This window comes from Vibrio neptunius, from assembly GCA_019339365.1.
GTDB classification, from domain to species: domain Bacteria; phylum Pseudomonadota; class Gammaproteobacteria; order Enterobacterales; family Vibrionaceae; genus Vibrio; species Vibrio neptunius.
The window spans coordinates 501,418-527,603 of record CP079859.1 but is presented as its reverse complement, the minus strand read 5'-3'; the positions used below and the strand labels follow the sequence as shown (position 1 = coordinate 527,603).

Here is a 26,186-nt window from a genome sequence, read left to right as displayed (position 1 = left end):
TTGGGTATTCACTAAGAAAGGAAAAGTCTGAGGAAATTACTATGAAAAAGTCTAATCTTGCTGTTACTGCTGCTGTTACTGGTCTACTCGCTTTAGGCGGCACAATGCTCACTGCGGCACCTGCTGTTGCTGCAGAAAAAGAGAAATGCTACGGCGTTTCAAAAGCAGGTAAAAACGATTGTGCAACCAAAACCAGTTCTTGTGCAGGGACTGCAAAAGAAGATAACCAGAAAGATGCCTTCGTAGTCGTTCCTAAAGGACTATGTGGCAAGCTCGTTGGCGGTAGCACTCAGTCTTCTTAATCGATTGGATGAGGCGACCTAGGCTCAACTCGGTCGCCTTTATTGTTTTTACCCACAAAGGAAGAGTTCGTGAATAAGGACAACTACCACAATCAGGTGGGTGTAGGACTGCGCGCTCCTCATATCGATTATTTCACTGACAATAAACCCGGCTTATCTTGGTTGGAAATTCACAGTGAAAACTACTTTCAACCCTACTCACCAGCGAGACAAAGCCTGCGCAAACTGAGGGATGACTACCAAATAAGCTGTCATGGCATTGGCTTATCGCTCGGCAGCGTTGACAGGGTTAACCAACACCACCTTAAACAACTCAAATCACTCATTGATGAGGTCAACCCGTTTTTGGTCTCCGATCATCTCAGTTGGAGTGAAAATGGCGGCCACTATTTTAATGATCTGCTGCCACTGCCTTATACAGAAGAAGCCTTAGCGGTGTTTTGCCGCAACGTCATCGACGTTCAGGATGTTATTCAGCGGCCAATGCTGATAGAAAACCCATCGAGCTATGTGAAGTTTGCTCACTCTACGATTGCCGAATGGGAATTTCTGGCTGAAGTACAAAAGCGTACCGACTGCCGATTACTGCTTGATCTCAACAATATCCACGTTTCCGCCTTTAACCACGGTTTCGATAGTCAGACCTACATCAACGCGATTCCAGCCGATAAAGTCGATGAAATTCATTTGGCAGGCTTTACGATTAAGCCGTTGGAAAAAGGTCAAATCTGGATAGATACCCACAGTCAGCCTGTTTCTGATGAAGTGTGGATGCTATACGAACAATGGCTGGCTGCTCACGGCCCGCGCCATACGCTAATTGAATGGGATCTGGACATTCCCCAGCCCGACGTGCTGTTGGCAGAGTGCCATAAAGCCAGTGACAGGCTGATTCAGTTCGACGCGTTGCAGGGGAGGAAGGTGTCATGAGTCAATCTCTAGCAGAACTACAAAAAAACTTCGCCAATGCCCTGCACTATCAAGCGACGGGTGATGCCTGTGATATCTGCTCTGATACCTTCAGTGCCGACGAACGGATGCAGATTTACCGCAACAACTTCATCATCAGCTTAAGCGAAGTCCTTCAGGCCACTTACCCTATGGTACTGGCGCTGGTGGGTGAAGAGTGCTTTGAGCAGTTGGCTCGTCAGCATGTTCTCAACCACCCTCTTCGCTCTGGTGACGTGACTGACTATGGCGAGCATTTCGCCACCACCATAGAAGCTTTCCCAGCTGTGGTTGAAGCGGCCCCTTATGCGGCGGATGTGGCGCATTTTGAATGGCAAATCGATGTCTCTCAACAACGTCAAGGTAGTGTCAAAACACCGGAAGATATTTGGCCGATTGCTCGCTTAGCGGAAGTGGCAGAGCAGCAGCAGCCTAACATCCATTTTCACCTTTCGCCCGGCACTTTACCTTTTCATTCACCCTACGCGGTATATGCGCTGCGTCTGGCCATTGAGAATAATAATTTCGAACAGCTGACGCTCAATCAAGCCGAATATGGCGTGATCATCAGTCAACCCGACGGTCAATGTTGGACGATGTCGCTCGATCAGCTGCCTTTTGAACTGCTTCAGTATCTCAGCTCAGGTTGCACGCTAGGAGAAATCCCAGCAACACACCTGCCTTATCTGGGAGTGCTACTGGAGAACCAGTTAATCTCTGGGTTTTCTCTCGCCCAATAAGAATAAGGATTGTTGCTATGTCTAACGCTATAAAAAACATGATTGAGCGCTACGACGCCTTAGTCGATAAAGCCCAATGTGTGTTTGTGCCACTGCTACTGCTGTTTTGTCGACTCTGGGTTGCTTGGGTCTTTTTCAATTCTGGCCTGACTAAAATTGCCTCTTGGGACAGCACCCTTTACCTGTTTGAATACGAATATCAGGTGCCGATTTTACCTTGGGAGCTGGCAGCTTACCTAGGTACTGTCGCTGAGCTTATTCTGCCTGCTTTCTTAGCATTTGGCCTGTTGACCCGACCCATGGCAGCTATCTTGTTCGTGTTCAATATTATTGCTGTCGTTTCCTACCCGCTGCTATGGGAGAAGGGCTTCTACGACCATCAGCTTTGGGGCTTGATGATTCTCAACGTCGTAGTCTGGGGACCGGGCTTAGTTTCTCTGGATAAGCTGATTAAGCGCAAGCTACAAGGGTAAACCCAATACCAAAACGCCCTCCGATCTGGAGGGCGTTGTTTAGTGTCACATCTCAGCGGTTAAGCGCTAATACCAGAATGACGCAGCAAGGCATCGATTTGCGGCTCACGACCACGGAAGCGCTTGAACAACTCCATTGGCTCTTCACTGCCGCCCATTTCCAGAATGTTGTTTAGGAAGCTCTTACCGGTGTCGGTATTAAAAATGCCTTCTTCTTCAAAACGAGAGAAGGCATCTGAAGAAAGCACTTCTGCCCACAGGTAGCTGTAATAACCTGCACTGTAACCACCAGCAAAGATATGGCTAAAGCTGTGCGAGAATCGGTTCCATTCCAGACTTGGCAAGACGGCAACCTTAGACTTAACATCGGCTAACGTTTCCAGCACACGAGGACCGATTTCTGGGTCAAACTCCGTGTGCAGCGTGAAATCAAACAATCCGAACTCTAGTTGACGAAGAATAAACATCGCCGACTGGAAGTTCTTCGCTGCCAGCATCTTATCCAGCATCTCTTTTGGCAGGGGTTCGCCCGTTTCGAAGTGCCCAGAGATAAACGCCAGCGCCTCTTCTTCCCAACACCAGTTCTCTAGGAACTGACTTGGCAACTCGACCGCATCCCACGGTACACCGTTGATACCCGAAACTGAACCCGTATCAACCTGAGTCAGCATGTGGTGAATACCGTGGCCAAACTCATGGAATAACGTCACGACTTCATTGTGAGTAAACAGCGCAGGCTTGTCGCCAACCGGTTTGTTGAAGTTACAAGTCAGATACGCCACCGGTGATTGCAACTCACCTTGCGCATTGATACGGCGCACACGGCATTCGTCCATCCAAGCGCCGCCGCGCTTGTGTTCACGCGCATACAGGTCAAGGTAGAAGCTGCCACGAAGCTGATCGTTGGCATCAAAAATATCAAAGAATCGTACGGACTCATGCCAAACATCAACGCCCTCTCGCTGTTTGACATTCATACCAAATACACGGTTTAAGACTTCAAACAAGCCACTGACCGCTCTTTGTTCTGGGAAGTAAGGGCGTAGCTCTTCGTCAGAAATCTGGAACAAGTGCTGCTTCTGCTTTTCACTGTAGTAAGCAATGTCCCAAAGGTTGAGTTCTTCAACCCCAAACTCACTCTTTGCAAACTGGCGCAACTCTTCAACTTCGCGCTCGCCTTGCGGTTTGGCTTTGTTGGCAAGGTCATTGAGGAAGCCCAACACTTGCGATGGGTTTTCTGCCATCTTAGTCGCCAGAGACTTCTCACTGAAGGTATTAAAACCCAGCATACGGGCGATTTCATAACGCAGTTTCAACTGTTCGTTAATGATTTCACTGTTGTCCCACTCGCCCGCTTTCGGGCCACGGTCCGAGGCGCGAGTGACATAAGCTTCATAGAGCTCTTTACGTAACGCCTGATTGTCACAGTAGGTCATCACCGGCAGGTAAGATGGGATATCCAGCGTTAGCAGGTAACCCTCCAGCTCTTTGGACTCGGCCGCCGCTTTGGCAGATGCCAATGCAGACTCCGGCATACCTGCCAATTGTTTTTCATCTTCAACGTGTTTGGTCCAACCCATGGTCGCGTCCAACACATTGTTGGAAAACTTAGAACCCAACTCAGACATACGCTTACTGATCTCTCCGTAACGGTGCTGCTCGTCAGCAGGTAAACCGATGCCTGACAACTCGAAATCACGTAGCGAATCTGTGATGGTTTTTTGCTGTGCCTGAGTCAAGTCAGCAAATTCTTCACTGGCTTTCATCGCTTTATAGGCTTCAAATAAGCCTTTGTGCTGCCCTACCCAAGTACCGTATTCGGACAATAGAGGTAAGCAGCTTTCATACGCTTCACGCAATTCATCACTGTTCATCACTGAATTCATATGACTCACAGGTGACCAAAGGCGGCTGAGGCGATCATCCACTTCTTCAATTGGTGCAACAACGCTTTCCCAGCTTGGGTTACTGTTGCCTTCTAGTACCTGCTCGATTTTTGCTCGGCAGTCTGTAATCGCCTGTTCAACGGCTGGTTTCACGTGTTCAGGTTTGATATCAGAAAACGGGGGCAAATCGGTAAAGCTCAGAAGAGGATTAGACATAAAGCATTCCTTTTATTGGCAAAAAGCGAACTGACGGGTCCGTCTTTGGTATTTCTCGTTTGTCTTAAATAGTAAATATAGGTAGGTTCAGCAATTTTCAATAGTGGCGTATACTATCTGCTATTAAATTACCCGGTGTCGTCACCAGTTAGAGAGTGTCATTTTGTTAAGTTATCGCCACAGCTTCCACGCAGGTAACCATGCTGACGTGGTTAAGCATATTGTTCAAAGCCTTATCCTCAACGCGCTCAAGCAAAAAGATAAGCCATTTGTTTACCATGATACCCACTCGGGTGTGGGTCGCTATGACTTAACCCACGAATGGTCAGAAAAGACAGGTGAATACAAACAAGGTATCGCACGTGTCTGGCAACAAGCTGAGATCCCAGAAGAGATCCAAAGCTACCTCGCATCGATTCAGGCACTGAACAACGGTGACACACTGCGTTATTACCCAGGTTCGCCGCGTGTGGCTCGTGCGCATCTGCGCCCACAGGACCGTATGGTCTTGACGGAGCTTCACCCAAGCGACTACCCATTGCTGGAACAAGAATTTCATCGTGACCGTCAAGTCAGCATTTATAAGGAAGACGGTTTCAAGCGTTTGAAGGCAAGCTTACCTCCACAAGAACGCCGTGGTCTGGTACTGATTGACCCACCTTACGAACTGGCAAAAAGAATACCGTGATGTCGTCCAAGCGATTTATCAGAGCCATAAACGCTGGGCCACGGGGATCTATGCAATCTGGTATCCGGTGGTTAATCGCTGCGACATTGAAGACATGATTGAAGGTCTGCAAAGCTTGGGTATCCGTAAGATCCTGCAAATTGAACTAGGTGTCGCGGCCGACAGCAATGAACACGGGATGACCGCGTCAGGCATGATTGTGATTAATCCTCCGTGGAAATTGGAAAGCCAGATGAATGCTATTTTGCCTTTCCTCAAAGAAGCCATTGCGCCTGCAACCGGTCATATCAAAGTAGACTGGATAGTACCGGAGTAATAGCCGCTTGCGACGATTACCGCGCAGGGCGAAGAAAAATTAAATAGGATAGATTGAGTTCAACCGATCTATCCTCCATATCAAAGACAATGAATTAAAACTCGCAGGGAGCTTGCGACTGGGCAACAGATGTCGCACAGCGCCTTAATCCCGCAATAATTGGAGAAAGTAATGGCGACTCATTTTGACTATATCTGTATCGGTGGCGGTAGTGGTGGTATTGCTTCAGCAAACCGAGCAGCGATGTATGGTGCTAAAGTTGCGCTGATTGAAGCTCAGGATCTAGGCGGCACGTGTGTAAACGTAGGTTGTGTACCGAAGAAAGTCATGTGGCATGGTGCTCAGGTGGCTGAAGCGATGAACCTGTACGCTGAAGACTACGGCTTTGATGTTGATGTAAAAGGCTTCGACTGGAACAAGCTGGTTGAAAGTCGTCAGGCTTACATCGGTCGTATTCACCAATCTTACGATCGCGTACTGGGCAACAACAAAGTCAATGTTATTAAAGGCTTCGCTAAGTTTGTTGACGAGAAAACCGTTGAAGTAAACGGCGAACACTACACCGCCGACCACATCCTGATTGCCGTAGGTGGCCGCCCAACAATTCCTAACATCCCAGGGGCAGAACACGGCATCGATTCAAACGGTTTCTTCGAACTGAACGAGCAACCAAAACGCGTCGCGGTTATTGGCGCGGGTTACATCGCGGTTGAAATTGCTGGCGTACTGAGCGCGCTTGGCACAGACACTCATCTATTCTGTCGTAAAGAATCACCACTGCGCAGCTTTGATCCAATGATCATCGAGACGCTGGTTGAAGTGATGGAAGCCGAAGGCCCAACACTGCACACCCACTCAGTACCAAAAGAAGTGGTTAAGGAAGCCGATGGCAGCCTAACGCTTCACCTAGAGAACGGTAATTCTCAAAACGTCGATACGTTGATCTGGGCGATTGGCCGTCATCCAGCAACTGACGCTATCAACCTAGCATCAACGGGTGTTGAAACCAATGACCGTGGTTACATCAAGGTCGATGAATACCAGCAGACCAATGTGTCTGGCATCTACTGTGTCGGTGATATCATGGAAGGTGGTATCGAGCTAACGCCAGTGGCCGTTAAAGCAGGTCGCCAGCTATCTGAGCGTCTGTTTAACAACAAGCCAGAAGCTAAGATGGACTACAACCTAGTACCAACGGTGGTCTTTAGCCACCCGCCAATCGGCACTATCGGCCTCACAACCCAAGAAGCGGAAGAGATGTACGGCAAAGACAACATCAAAGTCTACACATCTGGCTTTACCGCCATGTACACCGCGGTCACTAAGCATCGTCAACCATGTAAAATGAAACTGGTCTGTGCTGGTGAAAAAGAAACCGTCGTCGGACTACACGGTATCGGCTTCACGGTCGATGAAATGATCCAAGGTTTCGGCGTGGCGATGAAGATGGGTGCAACCAAAGCCGACTTCGACTCTGTGGTAGCTATCCACCCAACGGGCTCAGAAGAGTTTGTTACTATGAGATAATGTAGAAAATTTATCTTACACAGACATACAACCATTAACCACCGACCATGCCATCAGTAGGGTCGGTGGTGTTATTTTCACTTAGCCTGAATCACAGACAACGAAAAGCCTCTTCAATATCGTATTTATGCCAACGTATCTGATCGCGCCCAGCAGCAATTTCCTGCTCTTGCTGCTTTTGCTTAAGTGCAAACTCTTCTGGGGTGAGGAAAAAGGGTAAATAAGCCAAGAGTTACTCCTGTAACGTAATTTCGCCTTGCGACGCAATTTCGCCTTGCGTATTGCTTAGCGTCTGAGTGATGGTCTCTTGTTTACTGCTGTCTGAAATAACGCTGTAAGAGGCCGTTTGAGCGAGCGAATATTGCAACCAGTAGTGACGCTCCCCCTCCTCGCTGGGGTAGCTGATTCGCAGAGCCAAATAGCGCATATTATCCCTGACTGGCAGGATCACACTGTACACGCTTTTACCTTGGGTCGCATCGGCGGCTAGGCTCTCGATATTGGCATTAGGGTGCCACTCCCCTGCGGTGAGCTCGTCTGCGCTGGCTTCGGTATTGGTGCGCAGTATTAGCCCCTGTTTGGCTACCAAGTTGGGTACCTGAATATGTACTTTCACCCCAACGACAGTGGTGTCTACATATTGTGCGAGGCCAGGCCGGGTGTGCACTTGCTCAATCGGTTTATGGTACACCGTTGGCTGCTGAGCAATAGTGTCGAGTTCAAATAAGGCTTGTTGCACTAGTTGGCTATCTTGCTGCTGACGCTCTACCAAGGTTGCTGCCTGGCTCCAGCGTGTTCTTTCCGGGTGATAGCCCCAAGGCAATTTATCTAGCCACTTTTGATACTGGTCCTGTTTTAGCCCATCAAGAGCGGAACTAGACCAGAGATACATCAGGGTAAGAACAAGCAACCCAGCCATAACCGGCCCACCAAAGAGAATATTGGCAGACAAAGCCCCCGTCGCTCCGCCTATCGTTTGGAACAATCCGACGCTGGTCATTAAACCCAAAGCAGAAAAGTGCATCCACTGCAAACTTCTCTCTACACCATAGGTTTGATCGATTCTCTCGAATGAGCGGTAAGCTTCAATCCCTGAAGCGAGCATACCCAAACAGGCAGTAGTGGCTAGCCATTTATTAAACAACTTAAGATCATCTAAAACTAAACCCGAAAATCTATCATTGTTTTCCACTAATGAGCGCAATGCGTTTAATGAAGAGCCTCTCAATTTTTTACTGGCGCTAATTCTATTCCATACAGACCAAGTACGGATCCCTGTCCATGCCGTGGCAACGTAAAACATCTTTTGCTGCACATCGAGGGCATCATCCTTCGACACCAGCCCGGTATGTTTTATGGTGCTGATTGCATCGCCAAGGGCGATGGCGTTAAAGAGAAAGGCGAGAAAACCTAGGCCACCGACATTCTCAAACACAGTGTGCAGATTTTTGACCTGATTGTTGAGGATATTACGATGCAACTCTATCGTACGCTTGACCATATCACCTTTAAGTACAATCCGCTGCGTGAAGCCCATAGCATTGGCGTTGACCACTTTTTTAGCTGGCGCTGTTTGTCGAGTAAGGCTTTGCGCTGTTTGTTTGAGGTATTGCGTTGCGCGGCAAGTTCTTTGTTAACCAGCTCAAGCTCTTTATGGGCGGTGTTGATCCGCCCTCGCCAGTCGGCAAACTTGGCCGCATAACCCTTCGGTATGGTCACCGCTGTGGCATTGGCAACCAGTTCCGCCGCAATGGCAAACCAACAAAAAGAGTGACGATGTAAAGGCTTAGAAAGGTACGCCATCATGAGCGACGAGGCCTTCGCACTCAAGCTAACCGAATACTCAGCCACCCCACGCATGGCGGCACCCGCCGCCGCTTTAAAGACTTTATCCAACTCTTGGAAGCCTTGCGCCAGCTCTTTGAGGATCATGGTTTCAGCACTGTTGGGGTTTGACATAAAGTCGGCGACTTTGGCATACATGCCCGTGCGGCTACTCCACGCCGATACATGCTCCATAATCGTCTCTTCAGACTCATCCTCTACCTCAATCGGTGACGGCAAGGATTCGCCCAACTTGTTGTACAGGCTGCACTAAAACCCGCGGTGTACAATGGCAACATGCTGGTGGGTTTTGACCACTGGCCATCTGCCCATTGTCTGTCGTCTTCTTCTATCACTAAGCTGAAAGACTCCATCGCTTCAAGGTGCAGATGGCTCAGGCTCCATTGCGTCTCTTCGCTGTACAAATCGAAGATCTGCTCAAGGTGGTGCGGTGACAAAGCTTCCAGTGCCGCAATAAAGTCCTGCTTCGTTGCCACGATCTGTGCGAGCATCGCTTCCTTCTGCTCAGACAGGGCGTGCATCTCACTGAGCATTTGTTGCCAATTAAGTTGCCTGCGCCAACGATCGCCAGCAATCCACTGCTCGTAGCGTCCAAATTGTGACGCGGAAATACCAAATTCTTTTTGGATCGACTCCGCAACGGCTGAGGTCTGGTGCTCGAAGTAGTTAATGTCCCCTTGTGAAAACGGCGCAGGCATGCCCTTGGCGATCGGGCCTTGGGGTGAGTTCCGACATCGCATGGTTGTCGTAGTAGTCACTCATCTTTTGATAAAATTCGAGTTGCTGGCTTTTCTTTCTGACGTGATAAGGATACTTGATTTCGTCACTGGCGCCGAACATGCACAGTTGCATCGCGGTCTGCATCAGTTGCCACTGGCTGGCATTTTGTTCGGTAAACAGTCGATACGGACTGGCAAGACAGGCAAAGTGGATCGCCATATCTCGGATATCTGCTGCATGGTCGGTGACGGCAACAAAATAGGCCGACTCCTCCTCTGGTATGGCACTGGTGATGTCACTTTCAATCGCAATAGGTTTGATGATGCTGTCGTGCTCATCCGCCACTGTGGCCACACTAGACTGAGCAAAACGGCCATCTTCCGTGGCTGACGCTTCAATATCCGCCACTTCGGTGAGGTTTTCAATCGGGCCGATATGACGTTGGTGCTCACTGGGATTAAGCACCACGGTTTGCATTCGACCGATGTGGCTGCTTGGGTTGTCTAGTACCTTTAAGTACATGGTCCATGTCCAACGGTGCTCTGAAAAACACAGTGACACCAGACTGCCTTCAAGATAACTCAGGTAGGGTAAGCTTGCTTGAGGGCTGCCTCGCTGCGGCGATTGCGGGTCTTCATTTTCGCCCAGTTTGTAATGGGTAAACTGGTTGCCTTTTACCTCATACTCATCAAGCGTTTCTTCTTGGGCATTGTACACATACAGCCATCTCTCAGCTGCCTGAGAGTGTAACTGAGCGTGTTTAACCGTGCGGGGCCAGAACCGCGCCATTGTTCCGGCAAGCCAAAGAGTGGCAAGCTGTCAGATTCAGGCTGATCTAAGGCATAGCGCACAGGCACAAAGTGGGCCGGTGCGGCTTCGGATGCGATTTTGGGCTGATTGAACTGGCGAGGCTCGGGCTCGGTTTGGACCGGTGGTTCAATTTTTCGGTTCCCCCTTCCCAAAACATGCTGTGCTTAGGGGGAGCACCGTCAATATCTTCAGCTGGTGCGTCGGAGACGTTAGCAAACGACAACAAATTGCCATCAGCTTCATAGGCGGATTTGGCCTGCTCAAAAGTGAAGTCATGGTCATCCCAGAACATCGACGTTTTGGGGGGAATGGGTAGGCAGTTACTCATGGTTTTACTCCGACACTGGCACAGGGCTTACCGCAAAATAAGGACGAGTAGTGCAAGAAGTACGCCCAGCGCAACATGCTAATTAATTCAATGAGTTGTAATGACTAATTTATTTTCAAAAACGAAAAATTGGAAAATCTGCCAATTTCTTGTGTCTCTTTTTCAATTTTTGGTTTTTGACACTCTAGGTTGACGATAAATAAAGGCGCTAAACACTGCGTGTTAGCGCCTATATTTCACTGGTTTGAATCCCTATGCCGAGTGAACCGGCTCTGGGTGCGCTGGGGTATTAAAACGGTACAGTACCGCGAGCCCCGGTAAGGTGGCGAGCGCCACATACACACCAACATAGATGGCACTGAATGACATCGCTTCGGCCACAATTAATGGGGTTAAGCCACCAAAAATAGACAGGGCGATGTTGTAACCAATGCCCAAGCTGGTGGTTTGGTTGGCGGATTGCTGCCATAACAGCGCGGCCAAATTACCGAGAATGATCGCTGCCAACGTACTGATACCCAACACCGCGAGCGCTTGCCAGATGAAGATACTGGATCCGAGTAAGGCAAACAGTGGCACTGCTGCGAACAGCATAAATAAGGCGCCGATTTTGAATCCTTGCTGTGGTGAAGAGGCTTTGTCGACGATAAACGACAACACGAACAGCAAGACAACCAGCACTGATGCGTTGATCAGCGCAAGGTTCTCAATGCCCATGGCTTTACCCAAAATGCCACTGGCCAGATTCTGCACATAGAACACCACCGCGCCAAGAATGGAGATACAAAACACTTTGGCAATGATCTGGCTGCTCGACTTGCTTGCCACCGCTTCTGCTTTGGGCAATTCAGGCAGAGAAAGACGCAAGTACAAGCTGACGATGATGTTGGCAACTCCGACTAGTAGCGGTACTCGCCACCCCCAAGCGCTCATCTCTTCTGCTGTTAAGTAGTGCTCTAAGCTTGCCACAATAAGCAGGGAAATAATCACACCGACAATCGAGCTGGCAACAATCAAGCTACTGACACGTGAACGTTCGGATTGCTTCGCATCGTAAAGAAGATAGTTGATCAAGGTCGGGTATTCACCACCAAAGCTAAACGCTTGAATCATCTGGAACAACAAGAAAACCACCACCACGTACTGTCCAACGGTGTCGACAGGGACAAACGCCATTGAGACGGTGGCTATTCCCGTCAGTAGGTTACAAAAAACCAGTGCCCGCTTGCGGCCGTATTTGTCGGCGTAGCGACCGATAACAACACCGCCAAAAGGCCTGACCAAAAAACGTAAGGCAAAAACGCCCCACACCACCAGCTCTGAGTGCTCAATACCTTGGGTGGCGAAAAGCTGGGAAATGTACATCGATATCGATGCGAATACAGCGATATCATAAAACTCCATGGCATTACCAAGGACAGCACTGGTGCGCTGCTTCCAGGTGAGTGACATTCTGTTTTACTCCTCTATAAGTTCTAATTGATTTCCATCGGGGTCTGAACAGAAAAAGTAACGGAAACGACCTAGCCTAGCGTTGTAAATAGTCGTGATGTTGGTGACTTCCGATAATTTTCTATGTAAGGCTTCAAGATCATTGACCCGCAAAGCGAAATGGGTGATGCCCACTGTTTTTAACGCGATCAATGGTTGAGGTTCTGGGGCCAAAACGTCCCCAGAAAATTGAAAAAGCTCGATTCTCGAGCCTTGGTTTTCCAACATATGAATGGTGACCTGCGCATCCCGATAACGTCGTTCAAGCTGATAACCAAACAATGCATAGAAATCTTGGCTGGCGACTAAATCGCTGACCGTTAACGATACGTGATGAAACTGTCCAGACATGCGACTGTGACTCCATGTTCGACCAGTTTTCTGAAGAAGACTGAATCGGGCTGAGATTCACAGCCTAGTTTGCATTTGATGATATAGAGTCGCCGCGCTTCTTCTGCCTCTTTGCAACCACGCAGTAGCGCCACCTCGTGTAAGGTTTTCATCTCAAGAAAATAGCGGACGCTGGTGAGCTCTTCGTGGGTTAACGTCAGTTTGCCAAACACGTAAGGTTTCTCTTCGCCATCGTTCGCTTGCGCGAAGTGGGTGGCCGGCAAACTGTCGATAGAGATTTGTATCTCTTTATCGCTCCAGCACTCAAGTGCAAGGTGGTTCACCTTAGGGCGAAACGCGATCGCTTGACTGACCACGTCGCAAGGTAGCGGTGTAATTGGCAGCGAGATAGAGAGGATGTCGTATTGCGATCCCTGATTGGTGACAATATCAACACGATTATGGCTGGCCTGTGCTGACTCACGGAAATTATGCGCTCCCTGACTGTTCCATAGGTTAATGCCCGGCTTGAGACGCGAATGGAGGTTTTTATACAGCTCGTCGCCCCAATACGCTAGGTGCCATGAGTAGTTGGTCGATACGGTTTTCACCTGCTCTAACTGGGTATCTACCCGAGAAAAAGACACCGTCTGATCGACGCCCATGTACTCAACATAGCGTTTGAATACATGGCACATGGCTTCCATGTCTGGGTTACGTACATCCATGATTTATCAAAACTATCAGCAAAAATAATATGCGTATCATACCCTATGCATTGTGTTTTACTACTAAAAGTAAGGATAAGATGGTCGCGACTGATACGAGCGAGGATCAACAGAGAAAAGTGCACACCACAGAAAGGAAGTGGTTGGTTCACAGCGGTTAAATTTAGAAGCCGATTAAGGTCACCTTACCTTGCGCCATGTCTTCAAGCTGACAAGAAAAATCAACTCTCTTATCGGCCTCTTTACTGTACAAGGCTTCCAGTTTTTCAAACGCAGAGGGGACAAAGCTGACGTTTTTCAATCGCAGACTCTTGCGTGAGTTACCGTCAAGAAAGGCCAGCGAGGATTTGTCTAGCACCTGCTGGCAGGTATCGAGGATGTCTTTGCTCACCAGCTTACTGTGCACTGCTCTTTGCAGGTCCTGCTTGCTTATCGCAGCGTTGCAGCGCGCGAATACACAAATCGCATAGATGTCGAGAATCGCGACGGCACGTGGTCTTTGTGTTTCGCCATCTTCGTATACCGCGAGTAGGCACGGGATTTTGCTCTCATCAAACGATTGCTGACGGATATTGTTCAACACTAGGCGATCGCTGACTTCCCTTTTCAACAGCTTTTCCAGTTGGGACAACTTAGGTAAAGCCAGTTCTTTCTGGACACTATTGATGTTGTCTAACGCGCGTTCGCTTTCTTCTGCTCCCTGCACTAAGGGTAAGAGTTTACGATGCAGCTCTTTGTCATTGAAAGGTTTGGACAACACAAAGCTGGCACCCGCTGCTTTGGCTTGATTGATCTGTACTTGGTCATCGACGGTCGTGATCATGCCCATCTTGACACCCAAGTCGAGTTTTTTGATTTCCTCAATTAAGGTAAGCCCCGTCATATCAGGCATGTACCAGTCGGTCAGGACGATTTCGGGCTGCGATTGTTTCACTTGTTCCAGAGCATCAAGGGCACTGTCGGTTTTCTGAATAGACAAACGACGGTAACCAAAATTCTCTAAGGCTCGCCTGACAATTTCTAATGTGGCTTTGCTGTCATCAACAATAAGAATCTTCACAAATCGTATTCTGCTCTTGGACCCGACTGTCTAAATTATAGGCACAATTTGTTATGACAACTAAACTTACACTCTATTGGGATTGAAAAACATGGAATGAGTTCATGGATTTAGCACCTCTCCTCACCACAGAAAATCTCATCGCCCTCGCGGTCGACCTGGGTTTGTTGATCCTGTTGGTATGGTTTGTGATCTTATTGCTGATACTTCGCGAGTTTCGCCACTTCGCCAAAGAGGTGGTCCATGGCAAGAAGAATATGGACGACAATACCTATGAAGTTTGCCAGCAATCCGTTGACAGCGCGTTGAACTACACCGCTGAAAACAATGACACTCTCAATGACCTGATCCTTATCCAGCAAGCTTTAGAGGCGCAGGTTTCACAAATCAAATCCGCGAATCAAGGGGGCTGAGTGCTCAGGATCAGGAATCCATCGAAGACCTTAACCAAAAATTGAGTAAATCGCACCAATTGATCAAAAAGCTAAAAGGCGACCTTAGCCGCAGTATCAAAGGGCTTAAAAAGGCAAAAAATAAGCTCCTCCGACAATCGGATACGGTAGAAAGCCTGCAACAAGAGAAAGAGCAGTTAGAGAAACAGTTTGAGCAGCTGGAACAAGAATATGTCGAAATCAGTGAGGCTGGAGGCTTCAATAAACTTGAGCAGGAGTATCAGAACGAAAGGCAACAACTGCTTGGCATTATAGAGACCTATAAGAAAAAAAGCCGCGGAGAAAGGCGATCTCGGTGAAGTTAAAGCCCAACTTGAAGCGGTTCAGCAGCAGTTACACCACACTATTAAAGAGAAAGACTTTGTTGAGCAGAAGTATCTCGATTTAATGAAAGAGGCGGAAGATAAAAATCCCTAGCCCAGCCACTGGGTTTGGGATTACTTATTACTTAACACACATGACATTCAGCAGCGATGTGCCTTTGAGCTGATTGACTTTACCACTATAGAAAAGCCCAGTACGCTCTGCGCCCCAATACGGCAAGTGCATGGGCCACTTGTCGCGTGACATCACCTTTGCATTGAGCAAAGCTTGCCATTCGTTTGCGGTCGCCAAACGCATTCCCATTCGATAGCAAGTTTTATACGCCATCTCATAGTCCATGCGATTCCAAGGCAATTCATGTTCCATATAGAACTGATCGTTCCCAAACATCGCGTAGGGCACCTTGTACTCAACGCCATTGATGATGGTGTGCTGACGAACCGACACCCCTTTTTCCCGTGAGGGCTCTGACTGAGGCTTTGCAGCGGCTTTAGGCTCAGGCTTGCTGGGTGGTGGAAGTATTGTTGTCTTTTGCTGCGCCACTTTCATCGCAGGCGTCGGCTTAGACTTTGTCACTGCGCGTGCCACGCTCGCCGCTTTAACAGCAGGCGCACCTTTGACGATTTCACGTATAAAGGCTTGTTGGTAATTTGGCAACTGTTTGACTTTGGCCAGATCCGCCTTTGCTTCGGAGAACGCTTTGTAAGGCCCAATCAAACAACGGTAAGTATTGCCTTCTTGCTTGGCCCAAATATCGGTACTGATATGTTGATACACTTGCTTCGCTTCAGGCAAAGCCAAGGGTTGGCCAAACACCCCACACTGAATCCAAAAGTAAGACGACTGCCCTTTCGGCTGCTGTTTGCCCCACATCCCTTTACCTATTGGGCAAGCGGCATCTAATACTGGCAAAGAGGCACTGGAAGCTTGAGTCGCATCACAGAGAAATTCTTCAGCGTAGGTCGGGGCGGACAACATAGGCAAAGCGAATACCGCAAAGCTCATCAGTGCTAACAAAGGTCGCTTAGATTTAACAGCCATTCTCGTTCCCATAGTCTAAATTCAAACCCTAAAGTCGGTGTCGCTACCCTAAGGGCATAGTGACATTATTGACGGCTCACTGTTGAGAAAATGTCGATGAAAAAAAGAGCCGTATTTAGATACGGCTCTGAGTTTAGTGTGAATTTTATAATCAAATCTTAGGCTTGGATCACCCTTTGTAGATTTTCGGGTTAAATACATCACGTAACCAGTCACCCAACAGGTTGATAACTAATACTAATGTTACCAATACGATGCCTGGGAAGGCGGTGATCCACCACGCTCCAGAGAAGATGTAGTTAAAACCAATACTGATTAGCGCACCCAATGATGGTTGGTCTACAGGTAAACCTAAGCCAAGGAAAGAAAGTGCCGCTTCAGACATGATGGCATTTGCCACCTGTACCGTCGAAATCACTAAGATGGGTGACAGACAGTTGGGTAGAATGTGGCGGAACATGATACGTGGCGCTTTAAAGCCCATCACACGCGCCGCTTCGACATATTCTTTCTTCTTCTCAGCCAATACTGAAGCACGAATAGTTCGCGCGTATTGCGGCCATTCTGCAACACCAATAATCACCACCAACATCACGACAGCATATTGGCTGTAAAAGTCACTACCAAAGCTGGCTTTGAAAATGGCCGATACGATGATGGCGACCATCATGGTAGAAAACGAAAGCTGTACGTCGGCAAAACGCATCAGGAAGCTATCGATACGACCGCCAAAATAACCCGCTGACAAACCAATGATGATACCAAGTACCAGTTGTAGACCTACCGCCAAAAAGCCGATGGTCAGTGACAAACGTGAGCCATAGAGAATGGTCGATAGAATATCACGTCCCTGCTCATCGGTACCCAGTAGGAATCGCTCATCGCCCTCTTCCATCCATGATGGTGGCAGTTCTGAGTCCATAATATCAATCGACGACAAGTCGTATGGGTCAGTGGGTGATAGCACTGGTGCAGCCAAAGCCATCACTAAGAAAAGCATGAACACGGTAAAACTTGCCATCGCGACTTTGTCACGCTTGAAGTAATACAAGAAATCCGATTGTTTAAAACGCTCCCAACGAGAAGGAGCAGTTGCTGTCTGGTTCATGATTATGCTCCTTTACCAGTGAGATTTACGGTCGGGTTGATGACGCCGTATAGCAAGTCAACAATGGTGTTCGTCACGACGAAAATCAGGCCAACGAAGATAACGTAAGCCGTGATTAACGGTGTATCAACACGGTTGATCGCTTCTAGGAAAAGGAAGCCAGTACCCGGCCACTGGAATACTGTCTCAGTCAGAATGGTGTATGCCACCATGGTACCAATTTGTACACCACCCACAGTCAGCACCGGCAACATGGTGTTTTTCAGTGCGTGCTGGTAGTAGATTTTATTCAGCGCTAAGCCTTTCGCTTTACCAAACTTGATGTATTCAGAACTCAGCACTTCCAGCATTTCAGAGCGAACCAAGCGAATAAAGAGCGGCAGCATAATAGAGGCGAGCGCGATGCATGGCAGTATTAAGTGTGCCAGGCCATCCAGAGTAAAGTAGCCAGACTCCCAGCCAAATAGGTTCGCTGTTTCGCCTCGACCATAAGATGGCAACCAACCGAGCTCAATCGAGAAAACATACATCAGCATAATGGCGGTTAAGAACACCGGAATCGAGATACCGATACTACTCCCAGCCATGACGAGCTTAGTGAAGAAGCTTTTTGGATGAATCGCCGAGTAAACACCTAGAGGGATCGAGCAGAATACAATGATCAGCGTGGCACCAAATACCAGCTCAAGTGTGGCGACTAATTTATCGAGAATCACTTCAACCGCTGGGCGCTTGAAGAAGTAAGATGTACCTAAATCACCTTGTAGCGCATTGCCGACAAAGCGTGTGTATTTTGTAATGAAGGGATCATTCAGACCTAGATCATCACGTAGCGCTTGACGCTCGGCTTCTGAAACCGACTGACCAACCAACTCACGTAATGGGTCGCCTAAGTTATCCTGAATGGCAAACGCCACTAGACTGATCACAAACATCACTATCAGTGCCTGAAACAGGCGCTTGACCAGAAACGAAAACATTCCTTGCCCCTTTAACTTTCCATGGATTTCAGTCTGCTCAACCAGAAATATTCCGGTGGCATTATCAGTCTGAAAAATGGCACTTAACCCGACTGAAACAAAGCCAAGCACCAAAAAATTAAGTGTGGCACCCGATGAGGGTGCCAGTATTGTTACTTAATTCTGTGCCGGGTTATTTCACCACCAAGTCACCGAAGTAAGGGAAGTTCATGCCGTTGATGATTGGACCAATATCAACGTTACCTTTCGCTGCCCATGATGGATCTTGCCAGTGTAGAGGAACAAATGCCGCTTCGTTGTATAGAATCTCTTCGACTTTCTTCAGCGAGGCACTGCGCTTCTTAAGGTCTGTCATTGTGTTCGTTTCTTCAATCAGCTTATCGACTTCAGCGTTTGAATAGTGACCACAGTTGTACTGACCTTTACCTGTTTCAGCGTTGCGCGTCATAGCTAGGAACTCAGTAAAGTTACCTGAATCTTCAGTATCTGGGTGCCAGCCGATCATGAGCATGTCCGCAGCACACTTATCGAATTCAGGCCAGTATTGCGCTTTTGGCATCGTCTTTAGGTCAACCTTGATGCCGATTTTAGAAAGCATGGCCGCAGAGGCTTGAGCAATCTTGTCATCGTTCACGTAACGGTTGTTTGGTGCCATCATCGTTAGCGTAAAGCCGTTTTCATAACCCGCTTCTTTCATCAGCTGTTTTGCTTTCTTAAGGTCGTAGCGAGGCTTAAGGTCTGGGTTGTGACCAACGAAGCCTACTGGGCTCTGTTGACCCGCGGCGGTTGCCGCACCCTTCATCACTTTCTTAGTGATGCCTTCGTTATTAATGGCGTAGGTGATCGCTTGACGAACGCGCACGTCTTTCAGGGCTGGGTTGCTGTTTTGGTTCATCTGGAACGTGATCACACGCGTACCAGGCATAGTGTAAAGGTCGACACTGTCGGCTTTCTTAATGCGCTTGTAGTCGTTTGGCGCTACTGGCGCAATCATGTCTACATCACCAGATAGAAGAGCGGCAACACGGGTCGCATCTTCTTTGATTGGCACTAGTGTTAGCTTGTCTACGTTACCGTTGGAGGCTTTATCCCAGTAATCGTTGAAACGCTCAAACGTGACTTTTACGCCCTGCTCACGTTGCGTGATGATAAAAGGCCCCGTGCCAGACACATGAGTCGATGCGTAAGAGTTACCGTGCTTCACTAGCTCAGCTTTGTCTTTACCATCTTCTGTCTTACCTGAGTAGAACTTGCTGTCCATCGGGAATAGGTAAGTCATGACGTTTTCTACTAGCGGGTAAACGCCATCGGTTTTGACTTCAACGGTATAGTCACCCGTTTTAGTCACAGAAACGATTGGACCGAAGATACCTTTGAAGTCCGGCGAGCTTTTAAGACGGTCAAATGTCCACACTACATCGTCTGCCGTTAGTGCATTACCTGAGTGAAACTTCACACCTTGGCGGATAGTAAACTGCATCGTTTCGCCATCAAGACGTTTCCAAGATTCAGCCAATCGAGGTTCAAATTCCATTTTCTGATTAAAACGGATAAGTGGGTCAAATACCATGTGAGACATTTGCAGTGTACCGCCAGACAGTTGCTCATGCGGATCCAGTGACACTGGGTCGGCATCATAAGCGACGGTAATATCTGCTGCCGCTGCGCCAAAGCTAAGGCCAGCTGCCATTAAAGCCACTGCTAGTTTGCTTTTCATGGTTTTCATTGCATAACTCCTTATGCGGGATTTCTATCCCTAGTTGTTGTATTTGTGTCTGTTTAGTCCCTGATGATGCTTGTATCAGGAAAGGTCTACGACTTACGCCGTTTTCATTTCTTCTCTTAAGCCCGTGAATTCAGGCATTAGGGAAATCAGTTGTTTGCTGTATTCATGCTGAGGTGAATTAAACAGTTGCTCTGTCGGGGCGACTTCTAACAAGGTTCCCATCTGCATTACACCAACACGGTCACACATCTGACGAATCACAGGCAAGTCGTGGCTGATAAACAGCATGGTTAAATTTAATTCATCTTGCAGATCTTTGAGCAAGTTAAGGATCTGAGCCTGCACTGACACGTCGAGCGCTGACGTCGGTTCATCACAAATAAGCAGACGAGGACGGGTCGCTAATGCGCGAGCAATGGAGATGCGCTGACGCTGCCCGCCTGAAAATTCATGCGGGTACTTCACACCCGCCATTTTTCCGAGGCCTACGTGATCGAGAAGGTCATGCACGATCTGCCTGGTTTCCGTTTCATTACTGGTTAACTGATGGAAACGGATAGGTTCCGCGATGATGTCAAAAATCTTCATGCGCGGATTCATTGACGTATATGGGTTCTGGAATACCATCTGCATCTGACGACGCAGAGGGCGACGTTCTTTTTCTGATTTCAGCGATGTCAGATCAATCCCTTCAAAGGTGACTTTGCCCGAGTTTGGCTGATACAGACCAGCAATGACCCGCGCAATGGTTGACTTACCCGAACCAGATTCGCCCACCAAACCAAACGTTTCCCCTTCAAAAATTTCGAAGCTGACATTGTTCGATGCTTGAACATACTCACGGCGGCTTTCAAACAGTGAATCTTTAGTGGTAAAGCGAAGATTGACATTCTCAACTGTCAATAATGAGCCAGTGTAATCACGGTGATCCTGGCTTTGACCTAACCAATGGTTCTTAACATCCAATGGTTCCATTTCGTGTGCTTCTTCTATGTAGCTCACGAGTGGGAAGCGATCGAGCTTGATATCAGAGCGTGGTACCGCAGAAATCAGGCTGCGAGTATAGGAATGATCGGGTTCGCCCAGCACTTTGGCTGTAGGGCCAAATTCAACCAGATCACCCCGGTACATCACTGCGACACGGTCTGTCACATTGGAAACCACACCCATATCGTGTGTCACCAACATGCAGCCCACATTGTTCTTAATGCACAATTCGCGAATGAGGCTAAGAATTTGGTCTTGGATTGAAACGTCGAGCGCCGTAGTTGGTTCGTCAGCAATGATCAGGTCAGGCTCACCAGCCAAGGCAATCGCAATTACAACACGCTGACGCATACCGCCAGAAAACTGGTGCGGAAACTGCTTGAGGCGGTTTTCCGGTTGAGGTATCCCCACTTGCTGCATCAGAGATAAAGCGCGCTGATACGCCTCTTCGTCTGTCACCTTCATGTTGGCATGAATCGTTTCTTTCAACTGCTGTTCAACAGTAAAAAGTGGGTTCAGTGAGGTCATTGGATCCTGAAAGATAAATCCAATTTTTGAACCTCGTACTTGGCGCATTTCTTCTGCCGATAAACCTGAAATCAGCTCACCATCTAAATAAACTTCACCACTAGCGATGCGGCCAGGTGGGCTAAGTAGATCAATGACGGCATTACCGACCGTTGATTTACCTGCGCCAGACTCACCCACAACGCCGACAATTTCTCCACGCTCAATATTGAACGATAGAGATTTAACCGCGGCATGCACACCGTGACGTGATGGGTATTCGATACGAAGATTTTTAACTTCTAAAAGTGACATTACCAGACCTCTACTGCTTTGGCAGTTTTCTGCCCTGTCTGAAAAGTGAATCCATTCAAGCCAGCCTGATCACCCAATCAAGTGAAGCAAAATTGGGGACACGGTTCTGGCAATTTACAAGGTCATCAATTTGGCAAAAATTCACAGAAAAGCAACAAACATAGAATAAAAAGTCGAGTTTGAACAAATACCAAGCAGCTTATGAAAATAAGTATGCAATTGAGTTATATCATCAGTTGGTCATACCTGTTCAAAAAATACAGCAAAACATCGCCAAAACTAAACTTATAGCTATTTCATACAACTTTTAGCAATAAGCCAATGTGAATATAAATTCAAGACGTCACCAGATTTCACAATTAACAAATTAAAAACAAAAAACCAAATAAGAAATATAATTTAGTTTATTAATTTATATTTAGACTAAAAATATGGCTTTATCCAATGCAATGAAAAAACAAAGCAGAGCTATAAGCTAATTAGAATCTTAGCTAGTCTTATAATTATGACTAAGTGGATTGCTTGAGTATGAGGGCAACAAAGCCGGAAGGATTAGATCAAGAAGCGAGGGTTCTGTGCGTGAGTGAGAAGCCAACGATTTAGGGGAAATTTAAACTAGAAGCTAAACGATAAGAGATTCCCTACTCCCTCATTCTTCGGTCTATGGAATGACGATGTATTGGGTATGACTTTAAGAATTATCTAACGCCAGAAAGTAAAAAAGCCCCGTCATTTCTAGCAGGGCTATCTTGTAGTGGTCAGTGAAGAGCCATTTTTTGAACATCAGTCGAACCCAAATTTGGGTTATAATCAAATGCACAGATCTCAAGATGAAAAAAGCCCTAGTCTTTCGACTAGGGCTTCAATAGTGGTCGGTGAAGAGGGATTCGAACCCCCGACCCTCTGGTCCCAAACCAGATGCGCTACCAAGCTGCGCTATTCACCGACTTATGTTTTTTCTCATTTTTACAAGAAAGGGAGCAAAGCTACCTGAATAATGGGGTGGCTAACGGGACTCGAACCCGCGACAACTGGAATCACAATCCAGGGCTCTACCAACTGAGCTATAGCCACCAACAATTCTTGTGTCTACCGCTCTAAAAGCCATAAACGAAAAAGTGGTCGGTGAAGAGGGATTCGAACCCCCGACCCTCTGGTCCCAAACCAGATGCGCTACCAAGCTGCGCTATTCACCGACAAGCTATTTTTTTACTTGGTTTACGTTATAGAGGGTCAACCCTCTGGTCCCGCTTATTCCAAGAGCCGAGATGCGCTACAAACACGCTATTCAACGACTTATGTTTTATCTCGATAATGAACCAAGAATGGAGACAATGCCACCAGAATAATGGGGTGGCTAACGGGACTTGAACCCGCGACAACTGGAATCACAATCCAGGGCTCTACCAACTGAGCTATAGCCACCATTATATATGCCAATTAACTTACCTTAGTAAGCGTCCGGATGGCGCGCCCGAAAGGATTCGAACCTTCGACCTTTGGCTCCGGAGGCCAACGCTCTATCCAGCTGAGCTACGGGCGCATGCCCTATCGGCGGAGTGGAATAATACGGATATCACACTAGGCCGTCTAGTACTTTTTACACTTTTTTTTATCGTTTGACGCCTTTTTGGGCAATTAAAGTGTGATAAACCCCTATTTCCGATTAGATAACCCTATGGAAGCGGTTAACTTGTTGTTTATTGCAACAAGTTATCAGGATATAATCACCCAATATTTACATTGATTTAACAGCAAAACGCTGTCGATCAAGCCACACTCTAATAATAGGTAAGCACGAACTTACCTTCAGGAATGTAAAGTGAGTTTAATGGATATGTCTCGAAAAATCTTAACCGCTTTGGCCGCTGCGATCACTTTTTCTAGCGCCTCTTTTGCAGCTAATGTCAGCCAAGAAGACTACGATGCGATTGCAGAACGCATTAAACCTGTTGGTGGTGTTTATCTGGCTGGCGCTGAGCCAGTAAAAGCTGAGCCAACTGGTCCACGTGATGGTGCAACGGTTTACGGCACATTCTGTATTGCTTGTCACGCATCAGGGGTCAGCGGCGCACCAAAAACTGGTAACGCTGGTGACTGGGCCCCGCGTATTGCGCAAGGTAAAGATGTGCTGAAGGACCACGCCATCAACGGCTTCAACGCCATGCCAGCGAAAGGCTCTTGTATGGATTGTTCAGATGACGAAATCGTTGCTGCCATTGAGCACATGATTGCAGGTCTGTAATCCCTCATTGATATAGAAGAAGGGCTTGGTTTTCACCAAGCCCTTGTTTTTCTGTTCCATTGAAAAATAACCGCTATTTTTTGTTGAACATGGCACGAATATTCGCAATGTGTGCCTGCCCTTTAGCCATACGCTCTTCTTGCGTTTGTGGCTTTTTATTAACTTCCCATTCCACGTCATCAAACGGTAATTCATCAAGGAAGCGACTTTGAGTTGGCTTGATTAACTCACCAAACTGACGACGCTCTTTACACATGGTAAAGGTCAACTCACGCTGGGCTCGGGTGATCCCGACGTACATCAAACGGCGCTCTTCCTCAACATTGTCTTCATCGATGCTGGTCTGGTGAGGCAGAATCCCCTCCTCCGAACCAATCAAGTAAACATAAGGGAACTCTAGGCCTTTGGAAGCATGTAGGGTCATCAATTGTACCGCATCGCTGTCATCATCTTCTTCACCACGTTCCATCATGTCACGTAGTGTTAAACGTTGAACCACTTCTTTAATGGTCTTCTCTTCCTGGTCATAATTATCCCCTTCTAAATCAGCGACAATCCAGGAATAGAGATCGGAGACGTTTTTCATCCGCATCTCGGCCGCTTTCGGGCTCGCAGAGGTTTCATACAACCAGTCTTCATAATTGATATCACGCACCAATGAACGCACGGCTTCTACTGTGTCTCCGCGCTCGGCCTGATCCGCTATCTTGACTAACCACTGGCTAAAGCGGCGTAAGTTTTCTAACCCACGGCCAGACAAATGTTGCTCCAGCCCAATTTCAAAACTGCATTCAAACAGACTTTTACCACGCATATTGGCGTAACTACCCAGTTTTTCCAGTGTTACTGGGCCAATCTCACGCCGAGGCGTGTTCACAATGCGCAAAAATGCGTTGTCATCATCAGGGTTCACCAACACTCGTAAATACGCCATGATGTCTTTGATTTCCGCACGAGCAAAAAACGAGGTACCGCCAGAGAGCTTGTAAGGCACTCGGTTTTGCATCAGAGATTTTTCAATCAACCGAGACTGATGGTTACCACGATACAAAATAGCGTAGTCGCGGTAATCGGTTCGGTTAAGAAACTTATGCGCAATCAGCTCACCTGTCACCCGCTCCGCTTCGTGTTCTTCATCTTTCGCCAGTAATACTTTAAGCTTTTCGCCATCCGGTATTTCAGAAAACAGTGACTTTTCGTACACGTGTGGGTTGTTGGCAATCAGTATATTGGCAGCACGCAAAATTCGGCTGGTAGAACGATAGTTTTGCTCTAGCTTTATCAAACGAAGGCTTGGATAATCTTCACCCAACAGCACCAAGTTCTGGGGTTTCGCACCACGCCAAGAATAGATTGACTGGTCATCGTCCCCTACCACCGTCAGGCGACCCCGCTCGCCAACAATCAGCTTGACCAACTCGTACTGACTGGTGTTGGTATCCTGATACTCATCGACCAATAAATAGCGAATACGATTCTGCCAACGCTGACGGACTTCTTGATTGGTACGCAGCAACAGAACCGGTAAAGCGATCAAGTCATCAAAGTCGAGTGCATTGTAGGCTTTCATCTGTTTCTGATACATGTCGAAACAGAAGGCAAACAGTTGCTGCTGTTCACCTTGAGCATATGCTTTCGCCTGCTCCGGAGTCAGCATGTCATTTTTCCAGTTTGAAATCGTACTCAGTAGCTGGCGCAATAAATCTTTATCGCCATCAAGCTGCTTTTCTGTCAGCTCCTTCAATAACGCTAACTGATCTTGGTCGTCAAACAGAGAAAAGCCTGACTTTAACCCCAACGCCTTGTATTCACGTTTAATAATGTTGAGGCCTAAGGTGTGGAACGTCGATACCATCAAGCCTTTCGATTCGTTCTTGCCAAGCGTCTGACCAACACGTTCTTTCATTTCACGCGCCGCTTTATTGGTGAACGTCACCGCTGCGATGTTACGAGCTTTATAACCACACTGCTGAACCAGATACGCAATCTTGTTGGTAATAACACGTGTTTTACCCGATCCCGCTCCCGCTAGAACCAAACAGGGTCCTGATACGTACTTAACGGCTTCGTCTTGATTGGGGTTCAGCTTCATA

18 protein-coding genes, 5 tRNA genes and 3 pseudogenes are annotated in these 26,186 nt (G+C 47.7%); 8 read left to right on the top strand and 18 right to left on the bottom strand.

All coding sequences use genetic code 11. The features are described from left to right. The first annotated feature begins 41 nt into the window (after positions 1 to 41). The 4 genes from KW548_02540 (at position 42) to KW548_02525 (ending at position 2,463) form a co-directional block, all read left to right on the top strand. A complete protein-coding gene (locus KW548_02540) occupies positions 42 to 302 on the top strand; it encodes a DUF2282 domain-containing protein (protein ID QXX06997.1) in 261 nt (86 codons plus the stop codon). 69 nt (positions 303 to 371) lie between these two features. After that, positions 372 to 1,232 (top strand): DUF692 domain-containing protein, encoded by an 861-nt coding sequence (locus KW548_02535; protein ID QXX06996.1) that lies wholly within the window; start codon positions 372 to 374, stop codon positions 1,230 to 1,232. Then, positions 1,229 to 1,990 (top strand): DNA-binding domain-containing protein, encoded by a 762-nt coding sequence (locus KW548_02530; protein QXX06995.1) that lies wholly within the window; start codon positions 1,229 to 1,231, stop codon positions 1,988 to 1,990. The genes KW548_02535 and KW548_02530 overlap by 4 nt, the downstream gene beginning before the upstream one ends. A gap of 17 nt (positions 1,991 to 2,007) precedes the next feature. Then, positions 2,008 to 2,463, top strand: a complete 456-nt coding sequence (locus KW548_02525; GenBank protein ID QXX06994.1) for a DoxX family protein — start codon at positions 2,008 to 2,010, stop codon at positions 2,461 to 2,463. Between the two features lie 59 nt (positions 2,464 to 2,522). Here the strand turns inward: KW548_02525 and prlC are convergent, their stop codons facing one another. Further along, entirely contained in the window at positions 2,523 to 4,565 is a 2,043-nt protein-coding gene (gene prlC, locus KW548_02520; protein ID QXX06993.1) for an oligopeptidase A, read from the bottom strand. A 163-nt stretch (positions 4,566 to 4,728) separates the two neighbouring features. On the opposite strand from prlC, the pseudogene KW548_02515 reads away from it, so the two are divergent. Continuing rightward, positions 4,729 to 5,569, top strand: a pseudogene (locus KW548_02515) (23S rRNA (adenine(2030)-N(6))-methyltransferase RlmJ). A 171-nt stretch (positions 5,570 to 5,740) separates the two neighbouring features. Then, complete coding sequence (gorA, locus tag KW548_02510) at positions 5,741 to 7,096, top strand: glutathione-disulfide reductase (protein ID QXX06992.1); 1,356 nt, start codon at positions 5,741 to 5,743, stop codon at positions 7,094 to 7,096. A 91-nt stretch (positions 7,097 to 7,187) separates the two neighbouring features. Here the strand turns inward: gorA and KW548_02505 are convergent, their stop codons facing one another. The 6 genes and pseudogenes from KW548_02505 to KW548_02480 all read right to left on the bottom strand — a co-directional run bounded on the left by KW548_02505 (position 7,188) and on the right by KW548_02480 (position 14,408). Beyond that, positions 7,188 to 7,325, bottom strand: a complete 138-nt coding sequence (locus KW548_02505) for a hypothetical protein (GenBank protein QXX06991.1) — start codon at positions 7,323 to 7,325, stop codon at positions 7,188 to 7,190. Positions 7,326 to 7,328: 3 nt separating this feature from the next. Further along, a pseudogene (locus tag KW548_02500) lies at positions 7,329 to 10,799 on the bottom strand (hypothetical protein). A gap of 252 nt (positions 10,800 to 11,051) precedes the next feature. Beyond that, positions 11,052 to 12,251 carry an MFS transporter gene (locus tag KW548_02495; protein QXX06990.1) on the bottom strand — a complete coding sequence of 400 codons (1,200 nt, stop codon included), beginning with the start codon at positions 12,249 to 12,251 and terminating at the stop codon, positions 11,052 to 11,054. A 6-nt stretch (positions 12,252 to 12,257) separates the two neighbouring features. After that, positions 12,258 to 12,641, bottom strand: coding sequence for a VOC family protein (locus KW548_02490; GenBank protein ID QXX06989.1), 384 nt, complete (start codon positions 12,639 to 12,641; stop codon positions 12,258 to 12,260). Then, the gene (locus tag KW548_02485; protein QXX06988.1) at positions 12,611 to 13,348 is read right to left on the bottom strand and encodes a hypothetical protein; all 738 of its coding nucleotides are present in this window, start codon (positions 13,346 to 13,348) and stop codon (positions 12,611 to 12,613) included. The genes KW548_02490 and KW548_02485 overlap by 31 nt, the downstream gene beginning before the upstream one ends. Before the next feature lie 163 nt (positions 13,349 to 13,511). After that, positions 13,512 to 14,408 (bottom strand): response regulator, encoded by an 897-nt coding sequence (locus KW548_02480; protein QXX06987.1) that lies wholly within the window; start codon positions 14,406 to 14,408, stop codon positions 13,512 to 13,514. Positions 14,409 to 14,512: 104 nt separating this feature from the next. On the opposite strand from KW548_02480, the pseudogene KW548_02475 reads away from it, so the two are divergent. Then, positions 14,513 to 15,277 (top strand): annotated as a pseudogene (locus KW548_02475) (chromosome partitioning protein ParA). Between the two features lie 27 nt (positions 15,278 to 15,304). Here the strand turns inward: KW548_02475 and KW548_02470 are convergent. From KW548_02470 to KW548_02425, 10 genes are all read right to left on the bottom strand, one after another. Continuing rightward, positions 15,305 to 16,237 carry an SPOR domain-containing protein gene (locus tag KW548_02470; GenBank protein ID QXX06986.1) on the bottom strand — a complete coding sequence of 311 codons (933 nt, stop codon included), beginning with the start codon at positions 16,235 to 16,237 and terminating at the stop codon, positions 15,305 to 15,307. Between the two features lie 157 nt (positions 16,238 to 16,394). Further along, a complete protein-coding gene (locus tag KW548_02465) occupies positions 16,395 to 17,333 on the bottom strand; it encodes an ABC transporter permease (GenBank protein ID QXX06985.1) in 939 nt (312 codons plus the stop codon). Positions 17,334 to 17,335: 2 nt separating this feature from the next. Next, positions 17,336 to 18,313: an ABC transporter permease gene (locus KW548_02460; protein QXX06984.1), complete on the bottom strand. Its 978-nt coding sequence runs from the start codon at positions 18,311 to 18,313 to the stop codon at positions 17,336 to 17,338. Between the two features lie 172 nt (positions 18,314 to 18,485). Then, complete coding sequence (locus KW548_02455) at positions 18,486 to 20,039, bottom strand: ABC transporter substrate-binding protein (GenBank protein QXX06983.1); 1,554 nt, start codon at positions 20,037 to 20,039, stop codon at positions 18,486 to 18,488. A 93-nt stretch (positions 20,040 to 20,132) separates the two neighbouring features. After that, positions 20,133 to 21,848 carry an ABC transporter ATP-binding protein gene (locus KW548_02450; GenBank protein ID QXX06982.1) on the bottom strand — a complete coding sequence of 572 codons (1,716 nt, stop codon included), beginning with the start codon at positions 21,846 to 21,848 and terminating at the stop codon, positions 20,133 to 20,135. Between the two features lie 869 nt (positions 21,849 to 22,717). Further along, positions 22,718 to 22,794 (bottom strand) — tRNA-Pro (locus KW548_02445). Positions 22,795 to 22,846: 52 nt separating this feature from the next. Then, a tRNA-His gene (locus KW548_02440) sits at positions 22,847 to 22,922 on the bottom strand. Positions 22,923 to 22,967: 45 nt separating this feature from the next. After that, positions 22,968 to 23,044: transfer RNA gene (locus tag KW548_02435), tRNA-Pro, on the bottom strand. A gap of 153 nt (positions 23,045 to 23,197) precedes the next feature. Continuing rightward, a tRNA-His gene (locus KW548_02430) sits at positions 23,198 to 23,273 on the bottom strand. 41 nt (positions 23,274 to 23,314) lie between these two features. Continuing rightward, positions 23,315 to 23,391 (bottom strand) — tRNA-Arg (locus tag KW548_02425). 288 nt (positions 23,392 to 23,679) lie between these two features. On the opposite strand from KW548_02425, the gene KW548_02420 reads away from it, so the two are divergent. Continuing rightward, on the top strand, positions 23,680 to 24,093 hold the full coding sequence (locus tag KW548_02420) for a cytochrome c5 family protein (protein ID QXX06981.1): 414 nt from the start codon (positions 23,680 to 23,682) through the stop codon (positions 24,091 to 24,093). 73 nt (positions 24,094 to 24,166) lie between these two features. Here KW548_02420 and rep read toward each other — a convergent pair whose 3' ends face one another. After that, a complete protein-coding gene (gene rep / locus KW548_02415) occupies positions 24,167 to 26,185 on the bottom strand; it encodes a DNA helicase Rep (protein ID QXX06980.1) in 2,019 nt (672 codons plus the stop codon). Position 26,186 lies beyond the last annotated feature (1 nt).

What these genes read in the sequence shown, in the direction of transcription:
- KW548_02540 (QXX06997.1), top strand. Translation starts at nt 42, where the DNA reads ATGAAAAAGTCTAATCTTGCTGTTACTGCTGCTGTTACTGGTCTACTC.
- KW548_02530 (QXX06995.1), top strand. Translation starts at nt 1,229, where the DNA reads ATGAGTCAATCTCTAGCAGAACTACAAAAAAACTTCGCCAATGCCCTG.
- KW548_02525 (QXX06994.1), top strand. Translation starts at nt 2,008, where the DNA reads ATGTCTAACGCTATAAAAAACATGATTGAGCGCTACGACGCCTTAGTC.
- prlC (QXX06993.1), bottom strand. Translation starts at nt 4,565, where the DNA reads ATGTCTAATCCTCTTCTGAGCTTTACCGATTTGCCCCCGTTTTCTGAT.
- gorA (QXX06992.1), top strand. Translation starts at nt 5,741, where the DNA reads ATGGCGACTCATTTTGACTATATCTGTATCGGTGGCGGTAGTGGTGGT.
- KW548_02495 (QXX06990.1), bottom strand. Translation starts at nt 12,251, where the DNA reads ATGTCACTCACCTGGAAGCAGCGCACCAGTGCTGTCCTTGGTAATGCC.
- KW548_02490 (QXX06989.1), bottom strand. Translation starts at nt 12,641, where the DNA reads ATGTCTGGACAGTTTCATCACGTATCGTTAACGGTCAGCGATTTAGTC.
- KW548_02485 (QXX06988.1), bottom strand. Translation starts at nt 13,348, where the DNA reads ATGGATGTACGTAACCCAGACATGGAAGCCATGTGCCATGTATTCAAA.
- KW548_02470 (QXX06986.1), bottom strand. Translation starts at nt 16,237, where the DNA reads ATGGGAACGAGAATGGCTGTTAAATCTAAGCGACCTTTGTTAGCACTG.
- KW548_02465 (QXX06985.1), bottom strand. Translation starts at nt 17,333, where the DNA reads ATGAACCAGACAGCAACTGCTCCTTCTCGTTGGGAGCGTTTTAAACAA.
- KW548_02460 (QXX06984.1), bottom strand. Translation starts at nt 18,313, where the DNA reads ATGTTTTCGTTTCTGGTCAAGCGCCTGTTTCAGGCACTGATAGTGATG.
- KW548_02455 (QXX06983.1), bottom strand. Translation starts at nt 20,039, where the DNA reads ATGAAAACCATGAAAAGCAAACTAGCAGTGGCTTTAATGGCAGCTGGC.
- KW548_02450 (QXX06982.1), bottom strand. Translation starts at nt 21,848, where the DNA reads ATGTCACTTTTAGAAGTTAAAAATCTTCGTATCGAATACCCATCACGT.
- KW548_02420 (QXX06981.1), top strand. Translation starts at nt 23,680, where the DNA reads ATGGATATGTCTCGAAAAATCTTAACCGCTTTGGCCGCTGCGATCACT.
- rep (QXX06980.1), bottom strand. Translation starts at nt 26,185, where the DNA reads ATGAAGCTGAACCCCAATCAAGACGAAGCCGTTAAGTACGTATCAGGA.